At 63.0% G+C, this 18,829-nt stretch carries 16 protein-coding genes; 7 read left to right on the forward strand and 9 right to left on the reverse strand.

All coding sequences use genetic code 11. The features are described 5' to 3' along the window. Positions 1-15 precede the first annotated feature (15 nt). From AC5O5R_RS21895 to cmoB, 5 genes are all read left to right on the forward strand, one after another. The gene (locus AC5O5R_RS21895) at positions 16-2,427 is read left to right on the forward strand and encodes a glucose/quinate/shikimate family membrane-bound PQQ-dependent dehydrogenase (RefSeq protein ID WP_172230287.1); all 2,412 of its coding nucleotides are present in this window, start codon (positions 16-18) and stop codon (positions 2,425-2,427) included. A gap of 241 nt (positions 2,428-2,668) precedes the next feature. Further along, a complete protein-coding gene (gene lon / locus AC5O5R_RS21900) occupies positions 2,669-5,086 on the forward strand; it encodes an endopeptidase La (protein WP_494514745.1) in 2,418 nt (805 codons plus the stop codon). A gap of 108 nt (positions 5,087-5,194) precedes the next feature. Next, entirely contained in the window at positions 5,195-5,587 is a 393-nt protein-coding gene (locus AC5O5R_RS21905; RefSeq protein WP_172223573.1) for a protease inhibitor I42 family protein, read from the forward strand. Between the two features lie 89 nt (positions 5,588-5,676). Beyond that, positions 5,677-6,420, forward strand: a complete 744-nt coding sequence (gene cmoA, locus AC5O5R_RS21910) for a carboxy-S-adenosyl-L-methionine synthase CmoA (protein ID WP_172223569.1) — start codon at positions 5,677-5,679, stop codon at positions 6,418-6,420. Continuing rightward, positions 6,417-7,373 (forward strand): tRNA 5-methoxyuridine(34)/uridine 5-oxyacetic acid(34) synthase CmoB, encoded by a 957-nt coding sequence (gene cmoB, locus AC5O5R_RS21915; protein ID WP_172223566.1) that lies wholly within the window; start codon positions 6,417-6,419, stop codon positions 7,371-7,373. The genes cmoA and cmoB overlap by 4 nt, the downstream gene beginning before the upstream one ends. Before the next feature lie 65 nt (positions 7,374-7,438). Here cmoB and AC5O5R_RS21920 read toward each other — a convergent pair whose 3' ends face one another. Further along, positions 7,439-7,642, reverse strand: a complete 204-nt coding sequence (locus AC5O5R_RS21920) for a hypothetical protein (RefSeq protein WP_172223563.1) — start codon at positions 7,640-7,642, stop codon at positions 7,439-7,441. Between the two features lie 258 nt (positions 7,643-7,900). Between AC5O5R_RS21920 and AC5O5R_RS21925 the strand changes: the two genes are divergently transcribed. Both AC5O5R_RS21925 and AC5O5R_RS21930 read left to right on the forward strand, forming a co-directional pair. Next, positions 7,901-8,575 carry a heavy metal response regulator transcription factor gene (locus AC5O5R_RS21925; protein WP_172223560.1) on the forward strand — a complete coding sequence of 225 codons (675 nt, stop codon included), beginning with the start codon at positions 7,901-7,903 and terminating at the stop codon, positions 8,573-8,575. Continuing rightward, positions 8,572-9,954: a heavy metal sensor histidine kinase gene (locus tag AC5O5R_RS21930; protein WP_172223557.1), complete on the forward strand. Its 1,383-nt coding sequence runs from the start codon at positions 8,572-8,574 to the stop codon at positions 9,952-9,954. Before AC5O5R_RS21925 ends, AC5O5R_RS21930 begins: the two co-directional genes overlap by 4 nt. 111 nt (positions 9,955-10,065) lie before the next feature. Here the strand turns inward: AC5O5R_RS21930 and pdxJ are convergent, their stop codons facing one another. From pdxJ to AC5O5R_RS21970, 8 genes are all read right to left on the reverse strand, one after another. Continuing rightward, entirely contained in the window at positions 10,066-10,788 is a 723-nt protein-coding gene (gene pdxJ, locus AC5O5R_RS21935; protein ID WP_175586180.1) for a pyridoxine 5'-phosphate synthase, read from the reverse strand. Positions 10,789-10,849: 61 nt separating this feature from the next. Beyond that, positions 10,850-11,533, reverse strand: a complete 684-nt coding sequence (gene recO / locus AC5O5R_RS21940; protein ID WP_172223551.1) for a DNA repair protein RecO — start codon at positions 11,531-11,533, stop codon at positions 10,850-10,852. A 124-nt stretch (positions 11,534-11,657) separates the two neighbouring features. Next, positions 11,658-12,560, reverse strand: coding sequence for a GTPase Era (gene era / locus AC5O5R_RS21945; protein ID WP_172223548.1), 903 nt, complete (start codon positions 12,558-12,560; stop codon positions 11,658-11,660). Beyond that, the gene (gene rnc, locus AC5O5R_RS21950; protein ID WP_012273927.1) at positions 12,553-13,242 is read right to left on the reverse strand and encodes a ribonuclease III; all 690 of its coding nucleotides are present in this window, start codon (positions 13,240-13,242) and stop codon (positions 12,553-12,555) included. The genes era and rnc overlap by 8 nt, the downstream gene beginning before the upstream one ends. 161 nt (positions 13,243-13,403) lie before the next feature. Beyond that, complete coding sequence (gene lepB, locus AC5O5R_RS21955) at positions 13,404-14,258, reverse strand: signal peptidase I (RefSeq protein ID WP_172223543.1); 855 nt, start codon at positions 14,256-14,258, stop codon at positions 13,404-13,406. A 5-nt stretch (positions 14,259-14,263) separates the two neighbouring features. Beyond that, positions 14,264-16,063 carry a translation elongation factor 4 gene (gene lepA, locus AC5O5R_RS21960; protein WP_016498174.1) on the reverse strand — a complete coding sequence of 600 codons (1,800 nt, stop codon included), beginning with the start codon at positions 16,061-16,063 and terminating at the stop codon, positions 14,264-14,266. 180 nt (positions 16,064-16,243) lie between these two features. Then, positions 16,244-17,644, reverse strand: a complete 1,401-nt coding sequence (locus AC5O5R_RS21965) for a DegQ family serine endoprotease (protein WP_372242422.1) — start codon at positions 17,642-17,644, stop codon at positions 16,244-16,246. Positions 17,645-17,853: 209 nt separating this feature from the next. Further along, positions 17,854-18,819 (reverse strand): MucB/RseB C-terminal domain-containing protein, encoded by a 966-nt coding sequence (locus tag AC5O5R_RS21970; protein ID WP_172223536.1) that lies wholly within the window; start codon positions 18,817-18,819, stop codon positions 17,854-17,856. Positions 18,820-18,829 lie beyond the last annotated feature (10 nt).

Below are 18,829 nucleotides of genomic sequence, written 5' to 3' on the forward strand. Positions count from 1 at the left end.
GACGGAGAACCTACGATGAGCACTGAAGGTGCCAACAATGGAAGCCGCTGGCTACCGCGCCTGATCGGCGCGTTGCTGTTGCTGATGGGCCTGGCCTTGTTGGCCGGCGGCATCAAGCTGAGCCAGCTGGGCGGATCGCTGTACTACCTGATCGCCGGTATCGGCTTTGCCCTGTCCGGCATCCTGCTGCTGGCCCAGCGCCGCATCGGCCTCGGCCTGTACGGCCTGGTGCTACTGGGCAGCACCGTGTGGGCCTTGCTGGAAGTGGGCCTGGACTGGTGGCAGCTGGTGCCGCGCCTGGCCATCTGGTTCGCCATCGGTGTGGTGCTGTTGCTGCCGTGGGCACGTCGCCCGCTGATCGGCCCAGGCAGCAAAGCCAACACTGCACTGCTCGGCGTTGCCGTGGTCGCGTCGGGTGCTTGCGCCCTGGGCAGCCAGTTCACCCACCCCGGTGAAGTGTTCGGCGAAGTGGGCCGCGACAGCAGCGAAATGGCCAGTGCCGCACCGGCCATGCCCGACGGCGAATGGCAGGCTTACGGCCGCACCGAGCATGGCGACCGTTACTCGCCGCTGCGCCAGATCACCCCGCAGAATGCGTATCGCCTGGAAGAAGCCTGGCGCATTCGCACCGGTGACCTGCCGACCGACAATGACCCGGTGGAGCTGACCAACCAGAACACCCCGCTGAAGGTCAACGGCATGCTCTACGCCTGCACCGCGCACAGCCGCCTGCTGGCACTGGATCCGGACACCGGCGCAGAAATCTGGCGCTACGACCCACAGGTCAAGAGCCCGGTCGGCACCTTTAAAGGCTTCGCCCACATGACCTGCCGCGGCGTTTCGTACTATGACGAAAACCGCTACGTCAGCCGTGACGGCAGCCCGGCACCGAAAATCACCGACGCTGGCCAGGCCGTGGCCCAGGCCTGCCCGCGCCGCCTCTACCTGCCGACCGCAGACGCTCGCCTGATCGCCATCAACGCCGACAACGGCAAGGTCTGCGAAGGTTTCGCCAACCAGGGCGTGATCGACCTCACCACCGGCATCGGCCCGTTCACGGCCGGCGGCTACTACTCCACCTCGCCTGCCGCCGTGACCCGTGACCTGGTGATCATCGGTGGCCATGTCACCGACAACGAGTCGACCAACGAGCCGTCCGGCGTGATCCGCGCCTACGATGTGCATGACGGCCACCTGGTCTGGAACTGGGACAGCAACAACCCGGACGACACCAAGCCACTGGCCCCCGGCAAGATGTATAGCCGCAACTCGGCCAACATGTGGTCGATCGCCAGCGTTGACGAAGACCTGGGCATGATCTACCTGCCGCTGGGCAACCAGACCCCCGACCAATGGGGCGCCGACCGCACCCCGGGTGCAGAGAAGTACAGCGCCGGCGTGGTCGCCCTGGACCTGGCCACCGGCAAGGCGCGCTGGAACTACCAGTTCACCCATCACGACCTGTGGGACATGGACGTTGGCAGCCAGCCGACTCTGGTCCACCTGAAGACCAATGACGGCGTGAAACCGGCGATCATCGTGCCGACCAAGCAAGGCAGCCTGTACGTGCTCGACCGCCGCGACGGTACGCCGATCGTGCCGATCCGTGAAATCCCGACCCCGCAGGGCGCGGTGAAGGGCGACCACACTTCACCCACCCAGGCCCGCTCCGACCTCAACCTGCTTGGCCCGGACCTGACCGAACAGGCCATGTGGGGCGCCACGCCGTTCGACCAGATGCTGTGCCGCATCCAGTTCCGCGAACTGCGCTACGAAGGCCAGTACACCCCGCCGTCCGAGCAGGGCTCGCTGATCTACCCGGGCAACGTCGGTGTGTTCAACTGGGGCAGCGTGTCGGTCGACCCGGTGCGTCAGCTGCTGTTCACCTCGCCCAACTACATGGCCTTCGTGTCGAAGATGGTCCCGCGCGAGCAAGTGGCCGAAGGCAGCAAGCGCGAAAGCGAGACCAGCGGCGTGCAGCCGAACACCGGCGCGCCGTATGCCGTGACCATGCACCCGTTCATGTCGCCACTGGGCGTACCCTGCCAGGCCCCGGCCTGGGGTTATGTGGCCGCCATCGACCTGTTCACCAACAAGGTGGTGTGGAAACACAAGAACGGCACTACCCGTGACAGCACCCCGGTACCTATCGGCATGCCGGTTGGCGTGCCAAGCATGGGCGGTTCGATCGTCACCGCCGGTGGCGTCGGCTTCCTCAGCGGCACGCTGGACCAGTACCTGCGCGCCTATGACACCAATAATGGCAAGGAACTGTGGAAAGCCCGCCTGCCAGCGGGTGGCCAGGCCACACCGATGACCTACACCGGCAAGGACGGCAAGCAGTACGTGCTGGTGACTGCCGGCGGGCATGGCTCGCTGGGTACCAAAATGGGCGATTACATCATCGCTTACAAATTGGCCGAGTAATGCTACCGGGCCCCTCTTCAGGGGCTCATTCACCTGTACCGGCCTGATCGCCGGCAAGCCAGCTCCCACAGGTACTGCGCAGGCCTTGAAAGCTGCGCGATACCTGTGGGAGCTGGCTTGCCGGCGATCAGGCCGGTACGGGCCAGCAAAGATGAAAGCCTTCCCTGCTGCCTTCGTCTACCATTGAAACCCATCCCCCCGCGCCCCATCTAAGCACCATAGTCATTCACGCAGGTGCCCCATGAGCGACCAGCAGGATTTCCCGGAACACCCCGAAGAACACAGCGAAGTCGAACACACCACCCAGGCCGAACCTGGCCACGCCCTCGCCCTGCCCGGCCAGCAGTTGCCGGACAAGGTCTACGTGATTCCGATCCACAACCGACCGTTCTTCCCGGCCCAGGTGCTGCCGGTGATCGTCAACGAAGAACCTTGGGCCGAAACCCTCGACCTGGTGGCCAAGTCACCCGATCACTGCCTGGCGCTTTTCTTCATGGACACCCCGCCAGAAGACCATCGCCACTTCGACACCTCGGCGTTGCCGCAGTACGGCACGCTGGTCAAGGTGCACCATGCCAGCCGGGAAAACGGCAAACTGCAGTTCGTCGCCCAGGGCCTGACCCGGGTACGTATCCGCACCTGGCTCAAGCATCACCGTCCGCCCTACCTGGTCGAAGTCGAATACCCGCGTCAACCCGCCGACCCGACCGACGAGGTCAAGGCGTACGGCATGGCGCTGATCAACGCGATCAAGGAGCTGCTGCCGCTCAACCCGCTGTACAGCGAAGAGCTGAAGAACTACCTCAACCGCTTCAGTCCCAACGACCCGTCGCCGCTCACCGACTTCGCCGCCGCCCTGACGTCCGCTACCGGCAGCCAGCTGCAGGAAGTGCTCGACTGCGTACCCATGCTCAAACGCATGGAAAAAGTCTTGCCCATGCTGCGCAAGGAAGTGGAAGTGGCGCGGCTGCAGAACGAGATCTCGGCCGAGGTCAACCGGCAGATCGGCGAACACCAGCGCGAATTCTTCCTCAAGGAACAACTCAAGGTCATTCAGCAAGAGCTGGGGCTGACCAAGGACGACCGCAGCGCCGACCTTGAACAGTTCGAGCAGCGTCTTGAAGGCAAGACCCTGCCGCCGCAGGCGCGCAAACGCATCGATGAAGAGATGGGCAAACTGGCCATTCTCGAAACCGGGTCGCCCGAATACGCCGTCACCCGTAACTACCTGGACTGGGCCACCGCCCTGCCGTGGGGCGTCTACGGCAAAGACAAACTCGACCTCAAGCACGCGCGCAAGGTCCTCGATCAGCACCACGCTGGCCTTGACGACATCAAGGAACGCATCCTCGAATTCCTTGCCGTGGGTGCCTGGAAAGGCGAGATCAGCGGCTCGATCGTGCTGCTGGTGGGCCCGCCCGGCGTGGGCAAGACCAGCATCGGCAAGTCCATCGCCGAGTCGCTGGGGCGGCCGTTCTACCGCTTCAGCGTCGGCGGCATGCGTGACGAAGCCGAGATCAAGGGCCATCGCCGCACCTATATTGGAGCCCAGCCCGGCAAACTGGTGCAGGCCCTTAAAGATGTCGAAGTGATGAACCCGGTGATCATGCTCGACGAGATCGACAAGATGGGCCAGAGCTATCAGGGCGACCCGGCTTCGGCGCTACTGGAAACCCTCGACCCGGAGCAGAACGTCGACTTCCTCGACCATTATCTCGACCTGCGCCTGGACCTGTCCAAAGTGCTGTTCGTGTGCACCGCCAACACCCTCGACTCGATCCCCGGGCCGCTGCTCGACCGCATGGAAGTGATCCGCCTGTCCGGCTACATCACCGAAGAAAAACTCGCCATCGCCAAGCGCCACCTGTGGCCCAAGCAGTTGGCAAAGGCCGGCGTGGCCAAGACCAGCCTCGCCATCAGCGACAGCGCCTTGCGCCTGGTGATCGAGGGCTATGCCCGCGAGGCCGGGGTGCGGCAACTGGAAAAGCAGCTGGGCAAACTGGTTCGCAAAGCCGTGGTCAAGCTGCTGGAAGATCCGGCTGCCAAGATCAAGATCGGCCCCAAGGACCTGGAAACCACCCTCGGCATGCCGGTATTCCGCAGCGAGCAGGTGCTGGCCGGCAAAGGCGTCATCACTGGCCTGGCCTGGACCAGCATGGGCGGCGCCACGCTGCCCATCGAAGCCACCCGCATCCATACCCTCAACCGTGGCTTCAAGCTGACCGGCAAGCTGGGCGACGTGATGAAGGAATCGGCTGAAATCGCCTACAGCTATGTCAGCTCCAACCTCAAGCAGTTTGGTGGCGACCCGGGCTTCTTCAACGAAGCCTTCATCCACCTGCACGTTCCCGAAGGCGCCACGCCCAAGGACGGCCCGAGCGCCGGCATCACCATGGCCAGCGCCCTGCTGTCGCTGGCTCGCGACCAGGTGCCGAAGAAAGGCGTGGCCATGACCGGCGAGCTGACCCTCACCGGCCAGGTGCTGCCGATTGGCGGGGTGCGCGAGAAGGTAATTGCCGCCCGGCGGCAGAAGATCTTCGAGCTGATCTTGCCGGAGCCTAACCGCGGCGACTATGAGGAGCTGCCCGACTACCTGCGCGACGGCCTGACGGTACATTTCGCCAAGCGCTTCGCCGACGTGGCCAAAGTGCTGTTCTGACCCGTACCGGCCTCTTCGCGGGCTTGACCGCGAAGAGGCCGGCACCGGCAACACAAAACCTCACCCGCATCGGTTATCCTCAGGCCATTCCCAGCCTCCGGAGCCAACATGACCGTCCCTCGTCTGCTCGTTCCCCTGAGTTTTACCCTGCTTTCTGCCTGTGCTCAACAGCCCACCAACCCGATCGAGCTGGACGCCGAAAGCGAATGCCCCATCCGCCTGCAGGTTGGCCAGGCACTGACGCTCACCTTGCCCAGCAACCCGTCCACCGGCTACCGCTGGCGCATCGAAAACCCGGCTTCGAACATTTTGCGCAGCCTCGGCCCGGAGGTGTACAGCGCCCCCGATGAGGTAGGCGTGGTAGGCAGCTCGGGTGTTTCCACCTGGCGCTACCAGGCCAGCACCGCGGGCGAGGGCCACTTGTTGCTGGTCTATCAGCAACCCTGGGCCCGAGACGTAGCACCGGTGCAAACCTTCGATTGCGTGGTGCGCGTCAACTGAACGGGCAGCGCCGGTCAGCCAACCATGCATCCTGGCGACAGTTTGGCTAGAATGCGCACCCTGCATATCGCCAGCCGCCTGGATTCACCGTGAGCAAACAACCCGACCGCCTCTTCGCCCAGCCTCTGGAGCAGGTGCCCGATTTTGTCTTCAACGAGGACGTGGTGCGCGTGTTCCCGGACATGATCAAGCGTTCGGTGCCCGGTTACCCGACCATCGTCGAAAACCTCGGGGTGCTGGCTGCGCGCTTCGCCCAGCCGAACACCGCGCTGTACGACCTGGGCGCGTCATTGGGTGCCGTCACCCAATCGCTGCGCCGGCATGTGCGCGCCGACGGCTGCCGGGTGATCGCGGTCGACAACTCGGCGGCCATGGTCGAGCGTTGCCGGCAGTACCTGGTTGCCCAGGATTCGATGTTCCAGGAGCTGCTGCCAGTTCAGGTACTGGATGCCGATATCCTCGCCCTGCCGTTCGAGCCCGCTTCGGTGGTGGCGATGAACTTCACCCTGCAGTTCATCGCCCCCGACCAGCGCCTGCAGCTGCTTGGCCGCATCCGCCAGGCGCTGTTGCCCGGAGGCGCGCTGATCCTCTCGGAAAAACTGCGCTTCGCCGATGATGACGAGCAGGACCTGCTTAACGAACTGCACCTGGACTTCAAACGGGCCAATGGCTACAGCGAACTGGAAATTGCCCAGAAACGCAGTGCCATCGAAAACGTGATGAAGCCCGACACGCTGGAAGCCCACAAGGAACGCCTGCACGCCGCCGGCTTCTCGAAAGTGGTGCCCTGGTTCCAATGCCTTAACTTTGCCTCGTTGATAGCCCTGCCATGATCGATCTGTCCCCCCTCGTCCGCCGCCTGGCGGGTACGCCCCTGGCTTCCTGGTCGCAAGGCCTGCAAGCGCAACTGGAAGCCAAGCTGGAGAAGGGCCACGGTGACCTCGACCGCTGGCGCGGTGCGCTCGATGCCCTGCCCGCCCTGCAACCGAGCGAAATCGACCTGGTCAACGGGCTGCGCCTGGACTGCGACTGCGACGACGCCACCCGGGCCCGGATGCACCAGGCACTGATGGGCCTGTCGCCATGGCGCAAAGGGCCGTTCGACCTGTTTGGCGTGCACGTGGACACCGAATGGCGTTCGGACTGGAAATGGTCACGCATCGCCCCGCACCTGGACCTCAAGGGCAAACGTGTGCTCGATGTCGGCTGTGGCAACGGCTACTACCAGTGGCGCATGCTCGGTGCCGGCGCCGACATGGTAGTCGGGGTCGACCCCAACTGGCTGTTCTTCTGCCAGTTCCAGGCCGTGCAGCAGTACCTGCCGGACCTGCCAGCCTGGCATCTACCCTTCGCCCTGGAAGAGCTGCCCGCCAACCTGGAAGGGTTCGACACGGTGTTTTCCATGGGCGTGTTCTACCATCGCCGCTCGCCGATCGAGCACCTGCTGGCGCTCAAGGACTGCCTGGTCAAAGGTGGCGAGCTGGTGCTGGAAACCCTGGTGGTCGAGGGCGATGAGCAGCAAGTGCTGGTGCCAGAGGACCGTTACGCGCAGATGCGCAATGTCTGGTACCTGCCGTCGGTACCGGCGCTGGAACGCTGGCTGCGGCGTGCCGGCTTCAGCGATGTGCGTTGCGTCGACGTGAGCGTGACCAGCGTCGAGGAGCAGCGTAGCACCGAGTGGATGCGCTACCAGTCGCTGGGCGACTTCCTCGACCCGAACGACCACAGCAAGACCATCGAAGGCCTGCCGGCGCCGCGCCGCGCCACCCTGCTGGCGCGCAAATAAAAAAGGCGCCCGGTTGGGCGCCTGAACCTGCGGCGAGGAGCTGTCGCGACGCAGGTGCTGTTACTTCAGTCCCTGGCCACCTCGCGGGCCTTCTCCTGCGCCTTGCGCTCACGCTCGGCAACGGCCTGTTGCCTGTCGCCGTACAGGCGCTGCTGGTCTTCGCGGAAGGCTTGCCAGAACTCTCTGGAGCGCTCCGCACCGCCCTCGGCGTAGACACTGGCGCTGCCCAGGGCAAGGGTGGCCAACAGCAAGTATTTGGTCAGGTTCATCGTGGTCGCCTCGTGATAACCGATCAGATGGGGCCATCCTAGCGAGGGTTAGCTAACGGCAAGGTGAGGCCGGGATTACAGTCCTGCAATGTGGCCATGCGTTGCCTGTTCGGGCCGAACAGACAGCCAGATAACGCCAGGATTACAAATCCGTTATCTGCACCGCAGGCCCTTACTCATGCCGTAACATCCCGGGCCTTGACCCTGATGTCACTACAGGGTGGAAAATCCCCTCTCTTCATCATCCCGAGCCCCCTCATGCGCCTACTGATCATCGAGGACGAACTGCGTACCGCCGATTACCTGCAACAGGGCCTGCGCGAGAACGGCTACGTGGTCGACTGCGCCCACACCGGCACCGACGGCTTGCACTTGGCCCGTCAACAGCCTTACGACCTGGTCATCCTCGACGTCAACCTGCCCGAGCTCGATGGCTGGACCGTGCTCCAGCGCCTGCGCGCCGAATCGACCACGCGCATCATGATGCTCACTGCCCACGGCCGCCTGGCGGACCGGGTCAAAGGCCTGGACCTGGGTGCGGACGATTACCTGCTCAAGCCCTTCGAATTCCCGGAGCTGCTGGCACGCATCCGCAGCCTGTTGCGCCGCAACGACCAGCAAATGCAGCCCGGCACCCTGCGTGTTGCCGACCTGGAGCTGGACCCGGGCCGCCACCGCGCCTACCGCGCCGGGCAGCGTATCGACCTGACCGCCAAGGAATTCGCTTTGCTGCACCTGTTGATGCGCCAGACCGGCGAGGTGCTGTCCCGGACGCAGATCATCTCGCTGGTGTGGGACATGAACTTCGACTGCGACACCAATGTGGTCGAAGTGTCGATTCGGCGCTTGCGGGCGAAGATCGACGACCCCTTCGACAACAAGCTGATCCATACCCTGCGTGGCGTTGGCTATGTGCTCGAGGCACGCGTTTGAAAAACGCCAGCCTGTCGCTTCGCCTGGGACTGAGCGTGACCCTGATGGGCGCCGCACTGGTGCTGCTGCTGGCCTGCCTGGCGGTGTTCGCGCTGGAGCACGAACTGGACAGCCGCGCGCGCAAGGACCTGGCCCGCAAGATGCTGCAGGTCGAGCACAACCTGCGCGTCGACCTGCGCAGCGAGGACCTGGGCAGCCGTGCCCATCCGTTGCTCGACCTGGTGATGGGCCACGACAACCTCAGCCTCAACGTACTCGCCCTCGACGGGCGCCACCCACACCTGCTCAGTCTGGGCCCTGCCGTGGAATCGCGGGTCGGCGACCTGCACACCGACATGCGCCTGAATTTCCACGAATGGCGTGACAGCAGCGGCAACCAGATCCTCACCGTCACCCGCCAGATGCGCCTGCGCGACGACACCCCGGTGCGGGTCATGATGTCGCTCAACCGCGCCGACGACCAGGACCTGCTCCAGGCCTATCTACGCTCGACCCTGCTGGCCCTGCCACTGTTGCTGGTGCTGATCGGCGCCGGTGCCTGGTGGCTGATGCAACGTGGCCTGAAGCCGCTGCGCCGGTTCCGGCGCATTGCCGGGCAGGTTTCAGCCCAGGACCTGCAGCACCGGCTGCCTGTCGCCGGCCTGCCGCTGGAACTGGCGGAGCTGGCGCGCAGCATCAACATCATGCTCGACCGCCTCGACCAGGGCGTGCGTCAGTTGTCCCAATTCTCCGACGACCTCGCCCATGAGTTGCGCACACCGCTGAGCAACCTGATGGGCAAGGCCCAGGTGACCCTGGCGCGTGAACGCGACAACGCCAACTACCGGGAAGTGCTGGAGGACAGCGTCGAGGAACTGACCCGGCTTAATCGCATCATCAACGACATGCTGTTTCTTGCCCAGGTCAGCCAGCCGCAAGCGCAGGTGGCGCTGAAGCCGTTGGCGCTCGCCGATGAGGCGTCACGCGTCAGCGAGTTGTTCGCATTCAGTGCCGAGCTAAAGGGTATCGAGTTGCACTTGCAGGGCTGGGGGACAGCACTGGCCGACCGCCTGAGTTTTCAGCGAGCGTTGTCGAACCTGTTGAGCAACGCCATTCGGCACAGCCCTGAGGACAAGCCTGTGGAGTTGCGAATCGAACGCCAGGGGTGTGAAGTTCGGCTATCAGTGGAAAACCAGGGGCCTGGTATTGCAGCAGAACACCAGTCGCGCTTGTTCGAGCGGTTTTACCGGGTAGGTTCGGGGCGCTCGCGGCTGGAGGGAGGCACAGGGCTGGGGCTGGCGATCGTCAAGTCGATCATGCAGTTGCATGGTGGGCGGGTCGAAGTGAACAGCGAAACCTTAGGGCCTACGCGGTTTACCCTGGTGTTTCCTGCTGAGTAAGCTGCCGCCTGTTCGGGCCCATTCGCGGGTAAACCCGCTGCTACATGGTTTGTATAACGCCATGTGGGAGCAGGTCTACCCGCGAATGGGCCCGAACAGGCAGCCTACCTGTCAGCGCGAAGCCGCGACGATCAGTGCCTTCATCTCGGCCACAGCGGCTTTGAAACCAACAAACAGTGCATGCGCCACCAGTGCATGACCGATGTTCAGTTCATTGATGCCCTTGATTGCCGCCACCGCCTCCACGTTGTGGTAATGCAGCCCGTGGCCAGCATTGACGATCAACCCCTGCCCCACGCCAAACGCCACACCATCGGCGACACGCTTCAGCTCCTCAGCCACTTCGCTCGGGGTTTGCGCATCGGCATAACGCCCGGTATGCAGCTCGATAGCCGGCGCGCCCACGCGGCGCGACGCCTCGATCTGCCGCTCGTCGGCATCGATGAACAGCGACACTTCGGCACCGGTACGTGCCAGGCGTTCTACTGCTGCCTTGATCCGTGCCTCCTGGCCCGCCACATCCAGCCCACCTTCGGTGGTCAGCTCCTGACGGGTCTCGGGTACCAGGCAGATATGCGCCGGACGGATCTGCTCGGCAAAGACCATCATCTCTTCGGTGACGCCCATCTCGAAGTTCATGCGGGTCTGCAGCACATCCTTGAGCAGCACCACGTCACGCTCCTGGATGTGCCGGCGGTCTTCGCGCAGGTGCACGGTGATGCCATCGGCACCGGCTTCCTCGGCATCCAGGGCGGCCTTGACCGGATCAGGGTAACGCGTGCCCCGGGCTTGGCGCAGGGTCGCCACGTGGTCGATATTTACGCCTAGAAGCATGCGGTTGCTGTGAGTCACGAAAGGCTCTCCTGAGGTATGAGCCCCACAGCATACGTCGTGATCAGCGCTTGCGAAACAGTTCCCGGCTGACCAGCGGTTTCGGCCCCAGGTGAACCGCCAATGCCTGGCGCATCAGGCGCTTGGCTGCCAACAAGGCGCCAGGGGCGTCCCAGTCGGCTTCAGCCAGGGCCAGCAGCTCAGTGCCACGGAACAGGCCCGGCTGCACCAGCTCGATCCGCTCCAGGCCGGCATCTACACGCAAGCGATACAAGCCGTCGGCAGCGATCGGCTGGTCGTTGACGTCATGCGCCAAGGAAAACGCATACCCGAGTTCGTCCAGCAGCCGCCATTCGAAGGAACGCAGCAGCGGCTCCAGCGGACGACCGGCGGCCAACGCTTGCAGGGTCAGGGTGTAGTGTTCGAACAGTGCCGGGAACGGCGCTTCGGCAGGCAACAGGCGCATCAGCAGCTCGTTGAGGTACAACCCGCTGAACAGTGCATCGCCGTTCAGCCAGGCGGCAATACCGGCGCTGTCCATGCGCCCGACGTTCTTCAGCTCGCCGCGTCCGCGCAGCTCTACCTCCAACGGCACGAATGACCGCACCAGGCTGCCACCCTTGCCCCGCGCCCGCCGCAGCACCGCACGTACGCGGCCCTGCGGGGTGAAGAAGTCCACCAGCGCGCTGGTTTCCTTGTAGGCACGGCTATGCAGGACGTAGGCCGGTTGGCCGACAACTTGATCCATGTGCGATCTCTACTATTCACAAACAACTGTGGGAGCGGGTTTACCCGCGAATGCGGTGGTGAATCCACTGACGCATTCGCGGGGAAACCCGCTCCCACAGAGTAACCTGAGCAGTCAGGTGGAGTTACAGGTCGCCGTAGCCCAGCGAACGCAAGGCGCGCTCGTCGTCGGACCAGCCGCCTTTGACCTTGACCCAGAGGTTGAGCATGACCTTGGAGTCGAACAGCACTTCCATGTCCTTGCGCGCCTCGGAGCCGATGCGCTTGATGCGCTCGCCCTTGTCACCAATGATGATCTTCTTCTGGCCGTCGCGCTCGACCAGGATCAGGGCGTGGATATGCAGCACATGACCCTGCTGCTTGAACTCCTCGATTTCCACGGTGATCTGGTACGGCAGCTCTGCACCGAGCTGACGCATGATCTTCTCGCGAACCAGCTCGGCAGCCAGGAAGCGGCTGCTGCGGTCGGTGATCTGGTCTTCGGGGAAAAAGTGGTCGTTCTCCGGCAGGTGCTTGGCGATCTGCGCTTCCAGCGCTTCGAGGTTGTGCCCCTGCTGCGCAGAAATCGGCATCACCTCGGCATTCGGCAGTTGCTCCTGCAGCCACTGCAGGTGCGGAATCAGCTCGGCCTTCTCTTCCATGCGGTCGGTCTTGTTGACCGCGATGATCAGCGGGCCGGTCACGTACTGCACACGCTCCAGCACCAGTTGGTCCTCGTCGGTCCACTTGGTACGGTCGACCACGAAAATAACCACATCGACGTCCTTCAGGGCAGCCGATGCAGTGCGGTTCATGTAGCGGTTCAGGGCCTTGTCATTGGCCTTGTGCATGCCGGGGGTATCGACGTAGATCGCCTGCACATCACCCTCGGTCTTGATACCGAGCATGTTATGGCGGGTGGTCTGCGGCTTGCGCGAGGTAATCGCCAGCTTCTGGCCGAGGATGTGGTTGAGCAGGGTCGACTTGCCGACATTGGGGCGGCCGACAATGGCTACGTAGCCGCAGCGGGTCGGGGTGTTATCAGTCATTGCCATTCTCCACGCCCAGGGCGATCAGTGCAGACGCGGCGGCAACTTGCTCGGCAATACGCCGGCTAACGCCCTGGCCACGACTCTTGTTGTTCAGCAGCACCACTTCGCATTCGACGAAGAAGGTCCGGCAGTGCGGTTCACCCTGGATATCCACTACCTCATAACGCGGCAGCTCACAGCTGCGCGATTGCAGAAATTCCTGCAGGCGGGTTTTCGGATCCTTGTTGGTGTCGACCAGGGTCAGGCCTTCGAATTCGTCGGCCAACCAGGCGAGCACACGTTCGCGTGCCGTGTCCATGTCTGCGTCCAGATAGATGGCGCCGATCAGCGCCTCCAGGGCATCAGCCAGGATCGACTCGCGGCGGAAACCACCGCTCTTGAGCTCACCCGAACCCAGGCGCAGGTATTCGCCCAGGTCGAAACCACGGGCCAGGCGGGCCAGAGTCTCGCCCTTGACCAGCCGCGCTCGCAGGCGCGACAACTGGCCTTCACGGGCCTGCGGGAAGCGCTCGAACAGCGCTTCGCCGGCGACGAAGTTGAGAATGGCGTCACCGAGAAACTCCAGGCGCTCGTTATTGCGCCCGGCATAGCTGCGATGGGTCAGGGCCAGGAGCATCTGGTCCTGGTTCTTGAAGGTGTAACCGAGCTTTCGCTCCAGACGGGCAAGGGAAGCAGTCATGCGGCCACCCGTTGGTTGTTCAACGCGTTGTTCAAATCAACATCCTGAAAGACTGTTTGGCTGTGGTACGCCGCTAAACACGGCGAATCTCCCGATCCCTGAGAACACAGCCTATGTCAGAAATGCATTCGGCGCTGTCTGCTGGACAGCGCCGAAGGGTATCAATGGATCAGACCAACCCGCGACAGGTTGGGCAGGTGGCTGAGCTTGGGCTCTGGCCAGCTCATCCAGACCGCAAAGGCCTTGCCGACGATGTTCCGGTCCGGAACCATGCCGTGCAGTTCCTTGGGAATGTTCGGATCATCCCAGTAGCGGCTGTCGTTGGAGTTGTCGCGGTTGTCGCCCATCATGAAGTAATGGCCGGCCGGTACGGTCCATTGCTGGTCCGGCGGCATGCGATAACGGCTCATTTCCTTGCGGATCAGGTGTTCGGCCTCGCCGAGCTTTTCCTTGTACAGCTCGGCGCTGCCCAAGGTGCCCGGTTCGGTACCCACCAGTTGCTCGGCAATCGGCTGGCCGTTGACGAACAGCCGCTTGTCGTTGGTATAGCGGATCTGGTCGCCCGGCAGGCCGACCACACGCTTGATGTAATTGACGTTCGGGTCGCTCGGGTAGCGGAACACCATCACATCACCGCGCTGCGGGTCACCCACCTCGATGACCTTCTTGTCCACCACCGGCAGGCGAATGCCGTACGAGAACTTGTTCACCAGGATGAAGTCGCCCACTTCCAGGGTCGGTTTCATCGACCCGGAAGGGATCTGGAACGGTTCGACCAGGAACGAACGCAACACCAGCACGATGAACAGCACCGGGAAGAACGACTTGCCGTACTCGACCAGCAACGGTTCCTTGTTCAGGCGTTCGACCACCGCCATCTCGGGCTGGCTGACGCTGCCCTGATAGTTGGCGATTGCCGCACGCCGGCGCGGGGCCAGGAACAGCAGGTCGATCAAGCCCAGCAAACCGCAGACGAAGACGGCGATGACCAGCAACAGCGGGAAATTTAGCGACATAGGACCTAGCTATCCAACCTGAGCACGGCGAGGAAGGCTTCTTGTGGAATTTCCACGTTGCCCACCTGTTTCATGCGTTTCTTACCGGCCTTCTGCTTCTCCAGCAGTTTCTTCTTACGGCTGACGTCACCACCGTAGCACTTGGCCAGTACGTTCTTTCTGAGCGCCTTGACGGTTGTCCGCGCAATGATCTGGCCGCCAATGGCTGCCTGGATCGCCACATCGAACATCTGCCGAGGGATCAGCTCCTTCATCTTCTCGGTCAACGCACGGCCTTTGTAGGCCGCGTTGTCGCGGTGCACGATCAACGCCAGGGCGTCTACCTTGTCGCCGTTGATCAACACGTCCAGCTTGACCAGGTTGGCCGACTGATAGCGATCGAAATGATAGTCCAGCGAAGCATAGCCGCGGCTGGTGGACTTGAGACGATCGAAGAAGTCCAGCACCACTTCGTTCATCGGCATGTCGTAACGCACCTGCACCTGGCTGCCGAGGAACTGCATGTCGCGCTGCACGCCACGCTTCTCGATGCACAGGGTGATCACGTTGCCCAGGTGCTCCTGCGGCACCAGGATGGTCGCGGTGACGATCGGTTCGCGGAAATCGGTGACCGCCGAGACGTCAGGCAGCTTCGACGGGTTGTCGACGATGATGGTTTCGCCGGTTTTCAGCTCGAGCTCGTAGATCACGCTAGGTGCGGTGGTGATCAGGTCCAGGTCGTATTCGCGCTCCAGGCGCTCCTGGATGATTTCCATGTGCAGCATGCCGAGGAAGCCGCAACGGAAGCCGAAGCCCAGTGCATCGGAGCTTTCCGGCATGTACTGCAGCGACGAGTCGTTCAGGGTCAGCTTCTGCAGGGCATCGCGGAAGTCTTCGAAGTCGTCGGAGCTGACCGGGAACAGGCCGGCGTAGACCTGTGGCTGGATCTTCTTGAAGCCTGCCAGTACTTCGACCTCCGGGGTCGAGGACAAGGTCAGGGTGTCACCCACCGGGGCACCGTGAATGTCCTTGATGCTGGCGATGATGAAGCCCACTTCACCGGCTTTCAGGTCAGCCGTCTGGGTATGCTTCGGGGTGAATACGCCGACGCTGTCGACCAGGTGCACCTTGCCGGTGGACTTGACCAGGATCTTGTCGCCTTTCTTGACCCGGCCCTGGCGCACACGCACCAGCGAGACCACGCCCAGGTAGTTGTCGAACCAGGAGTCGATGATCAGCGCCTGCAGCGGCGCGTCAATTTCGCCTACCGGCGCAGGGATGGTGTGCACCAGGCGCTCGAGCACCTCGTCCACGCCCATGCCGCTCTTGGCACTGCAGGCCACGGCGTCGGTGGCGTCGATGCCGATGATCTTCTCGATCTCGTCCTTGACGCGGTCCGGATCTGCCTGCGGCAGGTCCATCTTGTTCAGCACCGGCATGACCTCGAGGCCCTGCTCGATGGCGGTGTAGCAGTTGGCGACCGATTGCGCCTCGACACCCTGGCCGGCATCGACGACCAGCAGTGCGCCTTCACAGGCCGCCAGCGAGCGCGAAACTTCATAGGTGAAGTCGACGTGGCCTGGGGTATCGATGAAGTTCAGCTGGTAGGTCTTGCCGTCCTGCGCCTTGTAGTGCAGCGTGACGCTGTGGGCCTTGATGGTGATCCCGCGCTCACGCTCCAGGTCCATGGAATCGAGCACCTGGGCTTCCATTTCGCGCGCCGACAGGCCACCGCACATCTGGATGAAACGGTCGGCCAGCGTCGACTTGCCATGGTCGATGTGGGCGATGATGGAGAAATTGCGGATATGACTCAAATCACTCACGGGTCAACACTCGAAAAGGCTGCGAGCCGGACGCCCGCCGAAAAATAGCCGGGAATTGTACCTTAAACAGCAGGGATAGGGGAGGTTCCTCTGTCCGACTGTACACAGGATTCGCCCCTGCAATTGTGAACGTTCATGAAAAAGGGCAGCCGAAGCTGCCCTTGTCCCCTGCGAACGCGCTTACTCGGCGAGCTTGAAGGTGATGAAGCTGGCACGCCCCTGGCGCAGCACCCGCATCGACACCGAGCGGTTCTTCGGCAGGTCCTTGGCGATTTCGGTGAACTCCTTGGCCGAACCGATGGCCTGGTTGTTCAGATGGCTGATGACGTCACCCGGGCGCAGGCCGATCAGCGCTGCCGGGCCATCCTGGACTTCCTTGATGACCACGCCACCTTTGAGCTCCAGGGATTTCTTCTGCTCGGCGGACAGGTCGGCCACCGATACACCCAGGCGATTGCTGCTGCGCTCGGCGCTGCCTTCGGCACCGGTGCCGATATCGGCATCGTCATCCGGCATGGCACCCACGGCCACATCCAGGTTCTGGCGCTTGCCGTTGCGGATGATTTCGAGCCTGGCTTTCTCGCCATCCTTCAGGCTGCCCACCAGGTGCGGCAAATCTGCCGACATCACGATCGGTTGGCCGTTCATGCTCAGGATCACGTCACCCACCTGCAGGCCGCCCTTGGCTGCCGGACCGTTTTCCAGTACCTGCGCCACCAGCGCACCCGCCGGTTTGTCGAGGCCGAACGACTCGGCCAGGTCCTTGTTGACCTCTTGGATGACCACGCCCAGCCAGCCACGGCTGACCTTGCCGTCTTTCTTCAGCTGGTTGGACACATCGATCGCCACGTCGATCGGGATGGCGAACGACAGGCCCATGAAGCCGCCGGAACGGGTGAAGATCTGCGAGTTGATACCCACCACTTCGCCCTTCATGTTGAACAACGGGCCGCCGGAGTTACCCGGGTTGATGGCCACGTCGGTCTGGATGAACGGTACATAGGTGTCGTTGGGCAGGGTGCGGCCCTTGGCGCTGACGATACCTTTGGTCACCGAGTGGTCAAAGCCGAACGGCGAGCCGATGGCCAGTACCCACTCGCCAACCTTGAGCTTCTCGGAATCGCCCAGCTTGACGATCGGCAGGTTCTTGCCTTCGACCTTCAGCAGGGCCACATCGGTACGCGGGTCGGTGCCGATCAGCTTGGCCTGCAGCTCACTGCGGTCCGACAGGCGGACGATGATCTCGTCAGCATCGGCCACCACGTGGTTGTTGGTGAGCACATAACCGTCGCTGGAAATGATGAAGCCCGACCCCAGCGACATCGCCTCACGCTGGCGATCACCGCGCGGGGAGCGTGGCTGCTGCGGCATGTTGCGCTCGAAGAACTCGCGGAACATCGGCGGCAGGCCTTCCAGGTCCGGCATCTGCCCGGCGGCCATGCGCCGGTCCGGGAGCTTCTGCTTGGTACTGATGTTGACCACCGCCGGCGAGGCTTGCTCGACCAGGGTGGTGAAGTCCGGCAGGGCTTCCTCGGCCTGGGCGGTGAGCACCTGGCCGAGCATCAGCACGGCGGCGAACATCGATAGGTAGGATTTCAAGCGTGGTGTTGACATACGACTCCCGTCACAACGAGCGGTAGTTTAGAAAGGCCCCTGCACAACGCAGGAAAGGCCAGGCTCCTGAAAGCCTGACCTATAGAAAATTTGCCGATGGATTGCAAATGACAATGCTTTAATTTCATTTCAGCCGTATGTCCGCCCACCTTGGCAAAATTGCGAAAAGCGCGCCATCACTGGCGCGCCTGGGCATCCTGGGGGCGCATCGACAGTGCGACGCGTTCTGCCGTACCCAATGGGATTTCGCCGACCACGGTCACCATCACCTTGCCCTTGGGCGTGTTCAGGCGACGCGAAACCGCTGAAGTCGGGCCCAGCTGGGTGCGCATGTCGGTGCCGCCATCATCCTTGACCGATTCGAGGAATACCGAGAAACGCGCCAGGCCATCGTCGTACATGAGGCTGCTGACGGTGCTCCCGCGTTTCGGATCGGGGCGCACCGAACTGTTGACCAGCTCGAACCCGGGCGGCAGCCAGTCCGAGCGCCAGCCGGCGACGCTGTCGTTGCCAGCGGCCGCAACCTGCTGCACCGGCTTGCAGGCAGCGCTGGGGCGCAGGTCATTGTCGCTGGGCGGCTGACTGGTATCGAGGCGGGTCATCTGGAAGCGCTCCAGCAACTGCCCTTTGTCGTTGAGCATCAACGAGCGCAGCGGCAAACCGGTTAAACGGTCCAGATGCAATTCGAAAGCATAGCGGTGCTGGTCACGGGGGGTGAGCGTCACGATCACGGCGTCGCGCCCGGCGACCCGTGACTTGCCCGCCACGCTCAAGTCGTACCAACCCATCAGTTTCAGCGGATCAAGCACACGCGAGGCATTGTCCGGCGGCGTTGTCACACCGCTGACCAAGTCCCCGCTGACACACTCTACCTTTCCGTCCACGCGCACAATTTCCTGGGCGGCGCCATCGAGCTGCAATAGCCGCTCGCTGACCTTGCCGTCCACGACTTTGTGCCAGATATCGTGGGAAGAAAAACTGCCGTTGCGTTCGTAGACAAAAGAGCCTTGATAGCTCTGTTTTTGCTCGGCCTGTGCCAGCTTGTTCAGCCACTCATTCGCCTGGGGCGAAGAGTTGGCCGCCAATGCTGGCACCACCATGCAGCTGCCAATCAGCAGCGACAGGAGAGGTAGCGCGCGCATGATCCTCCTT

This window comes from Pseudomonas sp. 8_5_2, assembly GCF_059295255.1.